Source organism: Priestia sp. D3YE.R1, from assembly GCF_049199565.1.
In the GTDB taxonomy this organism is placed as follows: Bacteria; Bacillota; Bacilli; order Bacillales; family Bacillaceae_H; genus Priestia; species Priestia aryabhattai.
The window spans coordinates 171341-185356 of the sequence record NZ_JBLTHW010000004.1 but is presented as its reverse complement, the minus strand read 5'-3'; the positions used below and the strand labels follow the sequence as shown (position 1 = coordinate 185356).

Here is a 14016-nt window from a genome sequence, read left to right as displayed (position 1 = left end):
GGTCATCCTTCTTCGCTGCTTGATAATTATTTATATTATCAGTCGTCAGGTCGGTCCTCCGTCTTACTGAAACATAAACTTACTTATCGTTTAGTGCAACTACGCCTGGAAGTTCTTTACCTTCCATAAACTCTAGTGACGCACCGCCACCTGTAGAAATATGGCTCATTTTATCAGCTAGGTTGAATTTTTCAACAGCTGCTGCAGAATCTCCTCCGCCAATTACTGAATATGTGTCAGTTGCTTCTGCTAAAGCTTCCGCTACTGCTTTTGTTCCGTTAGCAAATGCGTCTAATTCAAACACACCCATTGGTCCGTTCCAAATAACTAACTTAGAGTTTTTGATTACGTCAGCATAGATTTCACGCGTTTTCGGTCCTGCATCTAAGCCTTCCCAATCGCTTGGAATGTCTTCAATTGATACAACTTGAATATTAGCATCATTTGAGAAGTCATCTGCTACTACCACGTCCACTGGCATGTAGAAGTTTACTCCATTTTTCTTAGCTTTTTCCATGAAAGATTTTGCAAGTTCAATCTTGTCTTCTTCAAGAAGTGATTTACCTACTTCATGGCCTAGTGCCTTAATAAATGTGTAAGAAAGTCCTCCACCGATGATTAAGTTATCTACTTTATCAAGTAAGTGGTCAATTACACCGATTTTGTCTTTAACTTTTGCTCCACCAACGATTGCAGTAAATGGACGTTCTGGGTTTGACAATGCTTTTGAAAGCACATCAAGCTCTTTTTCCATTAAGAAACCTGCTACTGCTGGAATGTGTTGAGCAATTCCTTCTGTTGAAGCATGCGCACGGTGAGCTGCACCGAATGCATCGTTTACGTATACATCTGCTAATTCAGCAAACGCTTTTGCTAATTCAGGATCGTTTTTCTCTTCGCCTGGGTAAAAACGTACGTTTTCAAGTACTAAAACATCGCCTTCGCTCATGCCGTCGATTGTTTTCTTTACTTCTTCACCAAAAGCTTCGTCAGCTTTTGCAACGTCTTTACCAAGAAGAGCTTGTAAACGTTCTGCAACAGCATTTAGACGTAATTCTTCAACAACTTCGCCTTTTGGACGTCCAAGATGGCTAGCTAAAATTACTTTTGCACCTTGTTCTACTAAATATTGAATAGTAGGAACAGCTGCACGAATACGAGTTTCGTCTGTTACTTTTCCGTCTTTCATTGGTACGTTAAAGTCTACGCGACAAAATACTCGCTTTCCTTTTACATCGATGTCTTTCAACGTTTTTTTGTTCATCGTTAAAAGGCCTCCTTAAGTATTTATGGTACTAAGCAAGTAGGCTTCTATGTAATCATCAATCCACAAACCACCGTACATTTCATTTTATATATTGGCGCCTTTCTATATAAAGTGAAACTCCAGTTAGCTGTTTATGACGCTTTTTCATGTAGAAGCCAATACATAAATCAAGGAAGAGGGGGTATGCCCCTCTCTTCCTTAGCAAGTCTTATTATAGTCGTTCTATTTTCAGATATCCAATAAAAAAGGAAAGTCTAGTCGATTTCTGTCTTATTGAATAAAATAGAAGCGAATTTTAAGTTATTCTTATAGTCCTTTAGCAGCGATGTATTGAGCAAGGTCTACTACACGGTTAGAATATCCGCTCTCGTTATCGTACCAAGAGATAACTTTAACCATGTTACCTTCCATTACCATTGTAGATAATGCATCGATTGTAGAAGAGTTGATGTTACCGTTGTAGTCACCAGATACTAGTGGCTCTTCGCTGTAACCAAGGATGCCTTTAAGATCGCCTTCAGCAGCTTCTTTAAGAGCGTTGTTTACATCTTCAACAGTTACTTCTTTGTCAAGTTCAGCAACTAAGTCTACTAAAGAAACGTTTGGAGTTGGAACACGCATAGCTCCACCGTTTAATTTACCTTTTAATTCAGGTAATACTAGAGATACAGCTTTAGCAGCACCAGTTGAAGTTGGGATGATGTTTTCAGCAGCTGCACGAGCACGACGGTAATCTTTGTGTGGTAAGTCTAAGATTTGTTGGTCGTTTGTGTAAGAGTGAACTGTTGTCATCATTCCGCGTTTAAGACCGAACTTGTCGTTTAACACTTTAGCAAATGGCGCTAAGCAGTTAGTCGTACAAGAAGCATTTGAAATTACGTTGTGGTTAGCTGCATCGTATTTGTCTTCGTTAACACCCATTACGATTGTGATGTCTTCATCAGATGCTGGAGCAGAGATAATTACTTTTTTAGCTCCTGCTTCTAAATGTTTTGCAGCGTCAGCGCGTTTTGTGAAGAATCCAGTAGATTCAACAACGATTTCTACGCCTTGTTTGCCCCAAGATAATTGAGCTGGGTCACGTTCAGCAGAAATTTCGATTGTTTTACCGTTTACTACTAAGTTGCTACCATCTACTACTACTTCTGCATCTAATTTTCCGTGTACAGAATCATATTTTAGAAGGTGAGCAAGCATGTTAGCATCTGTTAAATCATTGATTGCTACTACTTCAACGTTATCATTTTTTAAAGCTGCGCGGAATACATTACGGCCGATACGACCAAATCCGTTAATACCAATTTTTACTGCCATGGGTATTTCCTCCTTGAATGTAAAAAGTATTTTTTATATGAGGGATTAATTAAAATCCCTTACTAACTCTTTTGCGGCGCCTTCATCTGTAATGAGAATCGAATCATGCGCTTGTTGCATAAACGCTTTAATTGCCTTTGCTTTTGATGAACCTCCTGCAACAGCAATAACACATTTATTGTTCTTTAAATCATCGAGTTGTATGCCAACTGTTTTAACTTTATGAACAACTTCGCCTTGATGATTAAAATAGTATCCAAATGCCTCACCTACAGCATGTCCATTTTTCACTTTTTCTAAGTCAGCTTGTGGTGTTTTACGGCGTTCTGCCATTGTCATAGCGTCTCCTATTCCGTGAACAACCATACCAGCGGACTTGATTAAATGAAGCATATCTTTAATAGATGGCTCGCCGATAATGGATCGGTATGCTTCATCACTAAGCTGATCTGGAACATGAAGCAAGCGATAGTGACTCATGGACTTTTCAGCCATCTTAGCACAAATCGTGTTTGCTTGGTTTTGTACATTTTCACCTAGCCCTCCGCGAGCAGGTACAAAAAGTACATCAGGGTGTTTTGAATCAGGTGTCATCATTTCGGCAACGGCGGCAAGCGTTGTACCACCTGTAACAGCAACGGTATTTTTTTCACCAACAAGGCGCTCCTTGATACATGAAACAGATGCTCGACCCATTTCATTTTTAACCCAAGGAGACTGATCACTATCTCCAGATACAACAACAACTTCTGATAAAGAAAACGCCTCTTTTAATGTTGTTTCCAATAATCGAAGTCCTGAAACTTCCTTCATTACTTCTTCTAATTCAGCTAGAAGTAGTTCTCCCTCGTTTGTAAGCGTCATCCCACTAGGGTAAATGTCAATCAAATCTTGTTCTTTTAAGAATGTTACTTCGCTTCGTAACACACGCTCTGTGAGCCCAAGGCTTACAGCTAAGTTTCTGCGACCAATCGGCTGCATTAAACGTATGTATTGCAAGATTTGATAGCGCTTTTGCATAACTGAGAGAAGTTCAGGTAATAATTTTCGTTGTACTTCTATTAAAGAACGCATGTTAAAATCCCCTTAAGGCATAAACTCGCTGGACATATTTTGTCCCGTATAGACATATTATGTCCCACCTTGCGCAAAAAAAATTCACCCTGCTACAAAATCTATTCTAACAGGAGTGAATCCTTTATTCAACTCATGTGTTGCCTATTTTTAAAAGTAAGCGTTTTCTTAGTGGGATACCTGTTATTTTTCCATATTCCACTTCTTCTCCGTCCATTTCTACTACAGGAATCGCAAGATGATACTTTTCCAGCCACTCATCGTTTTTGTAAATATCTCGTTCAATAAGCTGAAAGGGAAACTCAGACTGCATCTCTGCAAGCAGCTTCTTTGCATCATCGCATAAGTGACAGCCATTTTTGGTATACAGTACGACTTCCACATTCCCACTCCTTTACTGCGTGACAAAAAGTTTTCGTTGACTGGATGGTAAAACATTTAATTGGTCTCGATATTTGGCTACCGTTCTTCTTGAAATAGTAACGTTATAATTGCTTTGCAAGACGTTAGCCAACTGCTGATCTGAAAGCGGACGCTGTTTGTTTTCTTCTGATACTAGCTTTTTAAGCAGTTCTTTTACGTGAGTTGTAGAAGTCGCTTCGTTGTTGCCCAGTTGAATACTAGTTGAGAAAAAAGATTTCATTGAAAAGGTGCCAAAAGGCGTTTGAATATATTTGTGCCGAGTAGCACGGCTAATTGTTGATTCATGCACAGACGTTTGCTCTGCTACTTCCTTCATTGTTAACGGCTTCAAATACGACGGACCCTTCTTAAAAAATGCTTCTTGTTCAACGAGTAAGGTATTCATTAACGCGTTTAATGTGTCTTTGCGTGTGTGTAAACTTTTCATAATCCATTGAAATTCACGATATTTCTCTTGCAAATAAGAAAACATTTCTTGGTTCTGCCTATTTTTCAGCTGAAGTTTGTATTGTTCATTCACTGAAAGACGAGGTTCCAAATCCTCATTTGCATAAGCAACGACATTTCCATCTTCAACTTTTACAATAAAATCCGGTACAATGAATCGTTCATTGGACTTCATATAAAATGATCCAGGACGAGGATTTAATTTCTTAATCTGTTCATGTAATTGTTGAAGAGCTTCAAGTGAGATTTGACATAACTTTGAGATTTTCATCCATTTTTTATACGCAAATTCTTCAAAGTGATATGTCAAAATTTGCTCTATTTTTTCTGTCCATTGATTACTTCTTTTTAATTGAAGCATTAAGCACTCTTGTAAACTTCTCGCCCCTACTCCTGCCGGGTCCATCTGCTGCACAAGTTGAAGAGCCTTTTCAACCTGCTCTTGACCTTGCCCAAGCTGGTTAGCAAGTATGATTAACTCATCGTGCAAATAGCCAGCATCATCCAGACTATGAATAACAAACTCAACGGCTGCCTGCTCACATTCATCTAATTTTAATAATGCGGATTGATTCATTAAATGTTCGTACAGCGTTTCTTTAGGAGCTGGTATACTGCTCATATAATCTGTTGAATCAGAAGTTGCATGATTTTTTTGATTGTGAGATGTATAGACGGGCAGCTCTGAAAAATCTATAAGCGGATTTTGAAGCGCCTGCTCATGTAAAAACGCTACAATATCCATTGATGAATATTGTAAAAGAGAAATAGCTTGTGATAATTCTTTTGACATCGTCAGCTTTAACGACTGCTGCTGAAATAATCCAATTTCCATTATTTCTCCCCTCCCCTTCATCTATTTTACTATAAAAACGCTTTCAAAGAGCATGTAACTATTTTTTATATGTAATTTTTTCATCAAAAAATCTCCGTCAACCTTTGTTAACGAAGCGGTTCATCCTATTTTTAATTACTAATCATCAAAAAAGTAATAGAGCTATACACCTTTATAACTTTTCATTATAATTCGCACCAACCACATGATTCGAGTAATAATCCGACATGACGTTTTCTTCATCATGTCGAATTTTCTGCATTTGTATAATATATAGAAGAATTGCTTATTGAATAGTCTGTGCCATTTGCATAAACTTGTCTAAGTTTTCTTCGTCATTTTTCGTAAAAATGGTTAGCTTCATTGGTTTCTTTCCTTTAACTAACACGGCGTTTACCGTATGATCGCCAGATGTGGCTTCATACCAAACAGAATCTTTGAAGATCCCATTCTCTTCAAGATTCTTTTTCTCTGCTGCATTTTTATTAACTGCTGTTGCCGTTTGTTTAACAGATTGAGCAGCGTCGTCCAGCGATGCTTCTGATGAAAGCATTTCAATACGCATAAATTGAGAATCATCTGAAGTTAATACTAACGCATCTTTTCCTGGTTCTTCACCCGTTAGTTTATAACCGTCCATTACTTGAACAGCATAATCCTGTTGTGGGCTTTTTGTTAGTTTTGTTTTTGAAGAAGACGTTGACTCTCCATCTTTCGCTGTTTCGCTAGTTGATGATTGACTTCCTGAAGGTTTGGCTGAGACCTCAGAAGAATCCACATCTTTTTTCGACTCTTCTTTTGCAACGCCTGATGTTTGATCAGATTTAGAAGCTGTATCCTGCTGAACATTTTCTGCTTGATCATTAGACTTCGGCTGAGCAGAATCGTCGTTCGTCCCGCATGCAGACAGCAATAGTGCTACCGATGCACTGACAATGAAAAGTTTGTTCATGTATTTCATATTTATTCCTCCTCCGTGTTTCTTTTCCTTATATACTGTTTTATAGTATTCTGACAAATTCCGCAACCGGTACAATGGAATTAATTTCTTGCTTCCTTACGCGTATAAAGGGTTATAGGAGAAAAATAAATATTATTTTTTGAGAAGATGAGTCTTTTTACTCAAAATAAAAAACGTTGCATAATCCGCAACGTTTTAAGACGCCCTCGACAGGATTCGAACCCACCCTAAGAGAACCGGAATCTCTTGTGCTATCCACTACACTACGAGGGCATATTTGTCACAACTTCCATTATAGGAGAGAAAACTTCTCTTTTCAATAGAATACTACGTTTATTTTTTTTAGAAGGGGGAAAAATTTTAATAATGTCAAAGAGGAATACATAGTCTTTTAAGCGAATATGTGTAGTAGAGGTTCTTTTGTTTGACCTTTATTGACCATACGTGTATTATAGGTACATAACAAATTATTCTTGTTAAGGAGGAATTTAATATGAACTTAATTCCTACAGTTATTGAACAAACAAACCGTGGTGAACGTGCTTATGACATTTATTCACGTTTATTAAAAGACCGCATTATTATTTTAGGTAGTGCTATTGACGATAACGTAGCTAACTCAATCGTTTCTCAGCTTCTATTCTTAGCTGCTGAAGACCCAGAAAAAGATATCTCACTTTATATCAACAGCCCAGGTGGCTCTATTACAGCTGGAATGGCTATCTATGATACGATGCAATTCATTAAGCCAAAAGTTTCTACAATTTGTATCGGTATGGCTGCATCAATGGGTGCTTTCTTACTGGCTGCTGGTGAAAAGGGCAAACGTTTTGCTCTTCCAAACAGCGAAGTAATGATTCATCAACCTCTTGGTGGTGCTCAAGGACAAGCTACTGAAATCGAAATTGCGGCAAAACGTATTCTATTCTTACGTGAAAAACTAAATTCAATTTTAGCTGAGCGTACAGGTCAACCGTTAGAAGTGCTACAACGTGATACAGATCGTGATAATTTCATGACTGCTGAACGCGCTTTAGAATACGGTCTAATTGACAAAGTATTAGAAAACGATCCTAAATAAGAAAAAAGCCTTTCCCACTTTGGGAAAGGCTTTTTTATGCATCGTTCTCTACGTAAGCGACTAACGCATCCATTGCTTCTTTTTCATCTACCCCTTCAACAATGAGCGTAATAAGAGAACCGTTATTAATCGCTAAGCTCATTAACCCCATGATACTTTTAGCGTTGACTACTTTCTCATCTTTCTTCAAGTACACATCAGATGTAAAACGAGTTGCTTCTTGCACGAATAGTGCCGCAACACGAGCTTGTAATCCCGTTTTTAATTTTACTTCTACTTGTTTTTCCATGATAAAATCCTCCCCCTTGCAATTCCCCTTATGTGACTGGCTGACCGGCGCGAAGCTTGTCTGCTATTTGGTCAATTTTACGCAACCGATGGTTAATGCCCGATTTGCTAATTTGACCTCCAGATACCATCTCGCCAAGCTCCTTTAACGTAACGTCTTGATATTCCACACGCAAACGAGCAATTTCTCTTAGCTTTTCTGGTAAGATATCTAATCCAGCTGTTTCATCAATATAACGGATGTTTTCCACTTGACGAATGGCCGCTCCGATCGTTTTATTTAAGTTAGCTGTTTCACAATTAACTAAGCGATTAACGGAATTTCGCATATCTCGGACGATTCTTACATCCTCAAACCGTAAAAGAGCGTTATGGGCTCCAATGATATTTAGAAACTCCGTAATTTTCTCAGCTTCTTTCAAATAGTTAATATAGCCTTTTTTCCGTTCTAATGTTTTACTATTCAGTTGAAATTCGTTCATTAAATTGCATAAAGCTTCATTGTGCTCTTCATACAATGAAAAAATTTCAAGATGGTAAGATGATGTCTCCGGGTTATTAATAGAGCCGCCGGCTAAAAATGCGCCTCTTAAGTAGGATCGCTTACAGCATTTCTTTTGTACTAACTCTGATGAAATACGATGTGTAAATGTGAATCCTTCTTCTACAATTTTTAAGTCTTCCAAAAGCATTCTCGTTTTCTCTACTAATCGAACAATATACACATTGTTTTTTTTCAGCCGCATTTTCTTACGCACAAGCAGTTCTACTGACACATCATAATTTTTCTTAAGCAAGACATAAATGCGTCGAGCAATCGCTGCGTTTTCAGTTTGAACATCAACTGTGAATTTTTTATTCGAAAAAGAAAGTGAACCATTCATTCGAATTAATGCAGAGAGCTCTGCTTTTGCACAGCAATCTTTGACTTCTAAATTCGTTAACTCTTTTTTTGTTTCTGATGCAAATGACATAACTTCACCTCCAATCTACATACGGAAATAGTGTTAAACACCCGTATTCGCTTTACCTTGCAGCGATGTCAGCATAGAATACACAAGCTTTGCTACTTTTTTTGTATCATGCCTAATTACGCTGCCGTCATACTGAATAATTTGATCTTCAATCACTTCTAACCCTAATTTTAGCAATACTTCACGGTCATATTCTACAGGCTGAGCCTGCTCTACTTGATATTTCTTTTTTAAGGGTGCTGGAATAGGTGCATTATTGACGATAATCGCATCTAAAAACGCACATGGCATATGGTTGTAAAGCGCTTTAATATGATCACTTGCCTTAAAACCCAATGTCTCACCCGGCTGTGTCATCACGTTGCACACGTATACTTTCTTTGCTTTTGTCGAACAAAGCTCATTACAAATATCTTGCACCAGTAAATTCGGCAAAATACTTGTATAAAGACTTCCGGGCCCCAATACAATTAAATCAGCGCGTCGAATAGCTTTTATTGTCTCGACAAGCGGTTTCACATCGGCAGGCGATAAAAACACTTTATTAATTTTTTTATTAACTTCTGGAATTTTAGATTCACCTGTTACGATGGATCCATCTTGCATCTCCGCATGCAGCACAACGCTTTGATTAGCTGCCGGAAGCACTTTCCCTCTGACGTTTAGTACTTTGCTCATTTCTCGTATAGCATGCACAAAATCGCCAGTAATAGACGTCATAGCTGCAAGCAACAAATTACCAAGAGAATGGCCTGTAAGCTCATTTCCTGTATCAAATCGATGCTGAAAAAGCTCTTCAACTAGTGGCTCTACATCAGATAAAGCAACTAGCACATTTCGAATATCACCAGGAGCAGGGATTTCAAGTTCATCGCGCAATCGGCCAGAACTTCCCCCGTCGTCTGCTACGGTTACGATGGCTGTAAGATCAAGAGGGTATTCCTTCAACCCTCTTAACAGCACTGGTAAACCCGTTCCTCCCCCAATGACGACAACTTTTGGAAGCTGTTCACTGCTCATCTATGATTTTCCTTTCTCCTCTCAATGTCACGATGAGAAATATGAGTTTTGTATTCATTCTGGAAATGGTGACCTAAATATTCAGCTAATGTGACGGAGCGATGCTGTCCGCCTGTACATCCTATAGCGATGACTAGCTGGCTTTTACCTTCTCGCTTGTACTGTGGAAGCATAAACGAAAGTAGGTCTACTACTTTTTCAATGAACTTTTGAGTTTCCGTCCATTTTAATACGTAAGAAGAAACCTCTTCTTCAAGCCCTGTTTTAGGACGCATATGGTCAATGTAGTGAGGGTTCGGCAAAAAGCGCACATCAAAGACTAAATCAGCGTCAATAGGCACCCCGTATTTAAAACCAAATGACATCACATTAACAGTAAAAACTTGTGAAGCGTGGGAAGAAAACTGAGTTAAAATCTTTTCTCTAAGCTCTCTTGGCTTTAACTCTGATGTCTCGTAAATAAGCTGAGCTCTTCCTTTTAACTCCTCAAGCAGCTCCCGTTCCATACCAATTCCTTCTAACGGTAACCCCGAAGGAGCTAGCGGATGTGAACGTCTCGTTTCTTTGTAGCGCGTCACCAGTACAGAATCTTTTGCATCTAAAAATAAAATTTGTGGCGTGACCCACGTTGTTTCACTCATGTTATCCAATGCTTCAAATAGGCTTTCAAAAAACTCTCTGCCTCGCAAATCCATAACAAGAGCAACTTTATTCATTTTATTCCCTGACTCTTTCATGAGTTCTAAAAATTTCGGTAGCAATGTAGGGGGTAAATTATCTACACAAAAGAACCCTAAATCTTCAAAACTCTGAATTGCTACTGTTTTTCCTGCACCTGACATTCCAGTAATAATCACTAATTGAATATCGCTTACAGACCCAGTACTCATTTTCCATCCCCCTCAATCTATGCATACATGTCTATTTATCATTAACAAGGATCAATTCGATAAGATAATAACTCGAAATCCGTTGTATACGTAAAGTTGCCATAAATAACACCCGACCCTTTTGCTACATAATCGATAATGTGATGATCTCCCGGTGCCATCGGCAATTCACTTACTTCACTCAAATTATGCCAACCGAGTTTGCCTTCTTCTGATTCTAGCACATTTGTCCCATCAAAATCTGTAGCAAAAAAAGTAAACATCATCCACTCAGATGAAATTTGATCGTTTTCTTTCATCGTAAAAGTAAAGATACCTTTTACAGTGGGATTTTTCAAATAAATTCCTGTTTCTTCACGAAATTCTCTTACAACAGAGTCTTTTACAGATTCTCCTTGCTCCATTTTCCCACCAGGGGCCACCCACCAGTTTCTTCGTGGCTTTTGAAGCAACAATACTTTATCGTCTTTCATTAATACACAATTTGTGACCCTTTGCATGTTTTCCACCTCATCATATGTATACTGACATTTTCTTTTATTATACTACGAAACAAACTTCTCTCACAACGGAGATGAACTAACTATTACTAAATTTTCTGAAAATAAAACAGTGCTGTTATATACGTAAATTCAATCTGTTATAGTCACAAAAAAGAGGCATAGGAACACGTCCTATGCCCGACATACATATATTTTATAAAAGGGGGTCAATTACTATCTATATAGTACCCCATCAATGTTTCACAGGTGTTACAGAACAGTTAAAACCGAATTACGTTTTGTAAAAGATTGATTTCAGCCTTATTGCTGAATAGCTTTTAACTTTTCTTTTAACTCTTCTACATAGTGCTGAGCCGCTTGAGCAGCAATGCTGCCATCACCTGTAGCTGTTACAATTTGACGAAGAGCTTTTTCACGAACGTCTCCAGCTGCGAACACACCTGGTACTTTTGTTTCCATTTGCTCGTTCGTTTCAATATATCCTTCTTTATTCGTGATGTTTAGGCTTTCGAATGGTTTTGTTAGTGGAACCATTCCAACATAAATGAATACGCCGTCCGCACCGAACTCGCGCTCTTCACCTGTTTTTGTGTCTACTAACGTTACGCTGCCTACTTTACCGTCTTTTTCATTTACTTCTTTGACCGTTGTATTCCAAATAAAATCAACTTTTTCGTTGTCGAATGCACGCTGCTGTAGGATTTTCTGCGCGCGAAGCTCATCGCGTCGGTGAATAATTGTTACTTTTGTTGCGAAGCGTGTTAAATATACGCCTTCTTCAACCGCAGAGTCTCCACCGCCTACAACGACTAGCTCTTTACCTTTAAAAAATGCGCCGTCACATACAGCACAATAAGATACGCCGCGGCCGCCTAGTTCTTTTTCTCCTGGCGCGCCTAATTTTTTATATTCAGCACCAGTAGCAACGATTACTGAACGTGTTTTATATTCTTTGCTGCCTGCACGAACTGTCTTGTATTCTTCTCCGTCGATGATTTCTTTAATATCACCGTACGCATATTCCGCACCGAATTTTTTTGCATGCTCAAACATTTTGTTAGAAAGGTCTGGACCAAGGATATGATCATAACCTGGATAGTTTTCTACATCTTCCGTATTAGCCATTTGACCGCCTGGAATTCCGCGTTCAATCATTAGTGTTGATAAATCTGCACGAGATGTATATACAGCAGCAGTCATACCTGCTGGACCTGCTCCAATAATAATGACATCATAAATTTTTTCTTCTGTCATTGCTTTACACTCCTTTTAGGAAATTCCTTCGTAGTTGATTCCAAATTTATGGATAATTATTTCGTTACCACTATCCTAATATGTTCTTCCTATTATCGTCTATTTTTTTGCTCAATTTAATAACGTATTCACAATTTTACTGTACTTTCTAACTGTTGCAGCGGAAATGGAATATTGTTTTGCCGCATCGGCTTGAGTAATAGCCTGGCTTTTTTCTTTCGCCCATATATATGTGACGGCTGCAGCCCATGCATTTACGTTCACATGCTGAAAATCATAGGATTGTTTATATACCTGTACATATACATAAAACCAAAAGCTTAAAAGATCCTGGGTATCACTTTCAGTCTGCGATTCCATCTCCAGTTCAATAACATCTGCCACCTCAAAAATCACATGTTGTTTATCCTGCCATACATACGTATATACTTCATCCAAAAGTGTACTCATATGTATGGACGACTTGATTTCTTCTAAAAGAAGCAGACGCTGCTGTTCAGGAAGCTTTTTTGCCATATACAAGCTGTAAAGCTGATCGTGAACATTGTTTGTTGCACACTTCTTTTTCGCTGTAACATCCACTTTCGATTGAAAAACCTTCGCAGCTTTTTGACTGATGCGCCAAGGCTCCTCTCCTTCTTTATCAGGAACGTCTTCCAATGCCAGCTTCCACATTTCTTTAGCGAAGGCTTCATGTCCAGTATAGTAAGAGGCGTATGAAAGCCAATAATGAAATGAGTTGTCTCCTTGAAAACCTTGTGTATAAAGCTTTTTTAACCATCTGTATGATAGTCTGTATTGACCAATCAACGCAAATGTTGCTCCAAGCTTATAGCGGTGTTCAAATGACATCGGATAAACGCGGCTAAGCCCGTCTGTAAGCTCCTCAACTTCTTTATGCTTATGGCAATAATAATAGAAAATCAGCTGATTGCATAACGCATGAAGATTTCCAGGGTTTTTCTCCAATACTTCATTCAGCAAATCCATTGCCTCATCAATTTTATTTAAATAAAAATAAGCTAACGCTAAATTATTATATGCAGACCAGAATTCTGGATACTCATCAATTATTTCAGTTAACAAATCCACTGCTTCTTCAAAATTCGTTGCTTCAAGCAGTCTTTTTGCTTGTTCTTGTTTTATAATCAGCATGTCGCCTAGCTGATTTTTAGGCTCTTCATCTTCTTCATCCACATCAATTGATAGTAAATCTAACAGATCTGTAGCCGATCGAAAGAGGTCACCATTTGGAAAATGCTCAATGTAATACATCGCGTATTTTTTTGATTCTTCAAACAGTCCAAGATGCGCATAGCTGTTGGCTATATAGTAGTAACAGCTTCCTAATGTATCGTCCATATGATGAATCACATGGAGAAAAAGCTCGTTGGCATCTTGATAATCTCCCCGCTCCGTTAAAGCTACTCCAACGTTTGTAAGAAGCTGTGGATTACGGGCATTTTCTTTGTTTGCACGCGTTAAATACTTGAGCGCTTTATCTGACTCCTCTTCTTCAAACGCCTGCAGCGCTTTTTCGAAATAGAAGTCACCCGTTTGCGAAAATGGAATTACTTGTGCCATTTTTTGAATTACTTTTGAGTGTTTTTCCATTAAGCCCTCCAAATAAGTTGATAATTTCGACGTTCGTAGTATATCACATTTGCCAAGAAGTTTAATACCTC

The 14016-nt window shown here is 38.4% G+C and carries 14 protein-coding genes and 1 tRNA gene; 1 reads left to right on the top strand and 14 read right to left on the bottom strand.

Annotated features, from left to right (window positions below):
* Positions 1–79 precede the first annotated feature (79 nt).
* The 7 genes from ACOZIR_RS22595 to ACOZIR_RS22565 all read right to left on the bottom strand — a co-directional run bounded on the left by ACOZIR_RS22595 (position 80) and on the right by ACOZIR_RS22565 (position 6594).
* Positions 80–1264 (bottom strand): phosphoglycerate kinase, encoded by a 1185-nt coding sequence (locus tag ACOZIR_RS22595; RefSeq protein WP_014457840.1) that lies wholly within the window; start codon positions 1262–1264, stop codon positions 80–82.
* A gap of 309 nt (positions 1265–1573) precedes the next feature.
* Entirely contained in the window at positions 1574–2581 is a 1008-nt protein-coding gene (gene gap / locus ACOZIR_RS22590; RefSeq protein WP_013059702.1) for a type I glyceraldehyde-3-phosphate dehydrogenase, read from the bottom strand.
* A 45-nt stretch (positions 2582–2626) separates the two neighbouring features.
* Positions 2627–3655 carry a sugar-binding transcriptional regulator gene (locus ACOZIR_RS22585; RefSeq protein WP_014457838.1) on the bottom strand — a complete coding sequence of 343 codons (1029 nt, stop codon included), beginning with the start codon at positions 3653–3655 and terminating at the stop codon, positions 2627–2629.
* Positions 3656–3788: 133 nt separating this feature from the next.
* Positions 3789–4037, bottom strand: coding sequence for a glutaredoxin family protein (locus ACOZIR_RS22580; RefSeq protein ID WP_045291651.1), 249 nt, complete (start codon positions 4035–4037; stop codon positions 3789–3791).
* 12 nt (positions 4038–4049) lie between these two features.
* Positions 4050–5360 carry an RNA polymerase factor sigma-54 gene (gene rpoN, locus ACOZIR_RS22575; protein ID WP_045291652.1) on the bottom strand — a complete coding sequence of 437 codons (1311 nt, stop codon included), beginning with the start codon at positions 5358–5360 and terminating at the stop codon, positions 4050–4052.
* 286 nt (positions 5361–5646) lie between these two features.
* Positions 5647–6321, bottom strand: coding sequence for a hypothetical protein (locus tag ACOZIR_RS22570; RefSeq protein ID WP_045291653.1), 675 nt, complete (start codon positions 6319–6321; stop codon positions 5647–5649).
* A gap of 201 nt (positions 6322–6522) precedes the next feature.
* Positions 6523–6594 (bottom strand) — tRNA-Arg (locus ACOZIR_RS22565).
* Positions 6595–6814: 220 nt separating this feature from the next.
* On the opposite strand from ACOZIR_RS22565, the gene clpP reads away from it, so the two are divergent.
* Positions 6815–7402, top strand: coding sequence for an ATP-dependent Clp endopeptidase proteolytic subunit ClpP (gene clpP / locus ACOZIR_RS22560; protein ID WP_013059707.1), 588 nt, complete (start codon positions 6815–6817; stop codon positions 7400–7402).
* 34 nt (positions 7403–7436) lie between these two features.
* On the opposite strand, the gene ACOZIR_RS22555 is transcribed toward clpP, so the two are convergent.
* The 7 genes from ACOZIR_RS22555 to ACOZIR_RS22525 form a co-directional block, all read right to left on the bottom strand.
* The gene (locus ACOZIR_RS22555; RefSeq protein ID WP_013059708.1) at positions 7437–7691 is read right to left on the bottom strand and encodes an HPr family phosphocarrier protein; all 255 of its coding nucleotides are present in this window, start codon (positions 7689–7691) and stop codon (positions 7437–7439) included.
* A 28-nt stretch (positions 7692–7719) separates the two neighbouring features.
* On the bottom strand, positions 7720–8664 hold the full coding sequence (whiA, locus tag ACOZIR_RS22550) for a DNA-binding protein WhiA (RefSeq protein WP_045291654.1): 945 nt from the start codon (positions 8662–8664) through the stop codon (positions 7720–7722).
* A gap of 33 nt (positions 8665–8697) precedes the next feature.
* The gene (locus tag ACOZIR_RS22545; RefSeq protein ID WP_013085391.1) at positions 8698–9684 is read right to left on the bottom strand and encodes a gluconeogenesis factor YvcK family protein; all 987 of its coding nucleotides are present in this window, start codon (positions 9682–9684) and stop codon (positions 8698–8700) included.
* Positions 9681–10574, bottom strand: coding sequence for an RNase adapter RapZ (gene rapZ / locus ACOZIR_RS22540; protein WP_013059711.1), 894 nt, complete (start codon positions 10572–10574; stop codon positions 9681–9683). The genes ACOZIR_RS22545 and rapZ overlap by 4 nt, the downstream gene beginning before the upstream one ends.
* Positions 10575–10615: 41 nt before the next feature.
* Positions 10616–11074, bottom strand: coding sequence for an 8-oxo-dGTP diphosphatase (locus ACOZIR_RS22535; RefSeq protein ID WP_013059712.1), 459 nt, complete (start codon positions 11072–11074; stop codon positions 10616–10618).
* 303 nt (positions 11075–11377) lie between these two features.
* Positions 11378–12331, bottom strand: coding sequence for a thioredoxin-disulfide reductase (gene trxB / locus ACOZIR_RS22530; protein ID WP_013059713.1), 954 nt, complete (start codon positions 12329–12331; stop codon positions 11378–11380).
* Positions 12332–12442: 111 nt separating this feature from the next.
* Positions 12443–13945 (bottom strand): tetratricopeptide repeat protein, encoded by a 1503-nt coding sequence (locus tag ACOZIR_RS22525; RefSeq protein ID WP_045291655.1) that lies wholly within the window; start codon positions 13943–13945, stop codon positions 12443–12445.
* Positions 13946–14016: the final 71 nt, after the last annotated feature.

What these genes read in the sequence shown, in the direction of transcription:
- ACOZIR_RS22595 (WP_014457840.1), bottom strand. Translation starts at nt 1,264, where the DNA reads ATGAACAAAAAAACGTTGAAAGACATCGATGTAAAAGGAAAGCGAGTA.
- gap (WP_013059702.1), bottom strand. Translation starts at nt 2,581, where the DNA reads ATGGCAGTAAAAATTGGTATTAACGGATTTGGTCGTATCGGCCGTAAT.
- ACOZIR_RS22585 (WP_014457838.1), bottom strand. Translation starts at nt 3,655, where the DNA reads ATGCGTTCTTTAATAGAAGTACAACGAAAATTATTACCTGAACTTCTC.
- rpoN (WP_045291652.1), bottom strand. Translation starts at nt 5,360, where the DNA reads ATGGAAATTGGATTATTTCAGCAGCAGTCGTTAAAGCTGACGATGTCA.
- ACOZIR_RS22570 (WP_045291653.1), bottom strand. Translation starts at nt 6,321, where the DNA reads ATGAAATACATGAACAAACTTTTCATTGTCAGTGCATCGGTAGCACTA.
- clpP (WP_013059707.1), top strand. Translation starts at nt 6,815, where the DNA reads ATGAACTTAATTCCTACAGTTATTGAACAAACAAACCGTGGTGAACGT.
- ACOZIR_RS22555 (WP_013059708.1), bottom strand. Translation starts at nt 7,691, where the DNA reads ATGGAAAAACAAGTAGAAGTAAAATTAAAAACGGGATTACAAGCTCGT.
- whiA (WP_045291654.1), bottom strand. Translation starts at nt 8,664, where the DNA reads ATGTCATTTGCATCAGAAACAAAAAAAGAGTTAACGAATTTAGAAGTC.
- ACOZIR_RS22545 (WP_013085391.1), bottom strand. Translation starts at nt 9,684, where the DNA reads ATGAGCAGTGAACAGCTTCCAAAAGTTGTCGTCATTGGGGGAGGAACG.
- rapZ (WP_013059711.1), bottom strand. Translation starts at nt 10,574, where the DNA reads ATGAGTACTGGGTCTGTAAGCGATATTCAATTAGTGATTATTACTGGA.
- ACOZIR_RS22535 (WP_013059712.1), bottom strand. Translation starts at nt 11,074, where the DNA reads ATGCAAAGGGTCACAAATTGTGTATTAATGAAAGACGATAAAGTATTG.
- trxB (WP_013059713.1), bottom strand. Translation starts at nt 12,331, where the DNA reads ATGACAGAAGAAAAAATTTATGATGTCATTATTATTGGAGCAGGTCCA.
- ACOZIR_RS22525 (WP_045291655.1), bottom strand. Translation starts at nt 13,945, where the DNA reads ATGGAAAAACACTCAAAAGTAATTCAAAAAATGGCACAAGTAATTCCA.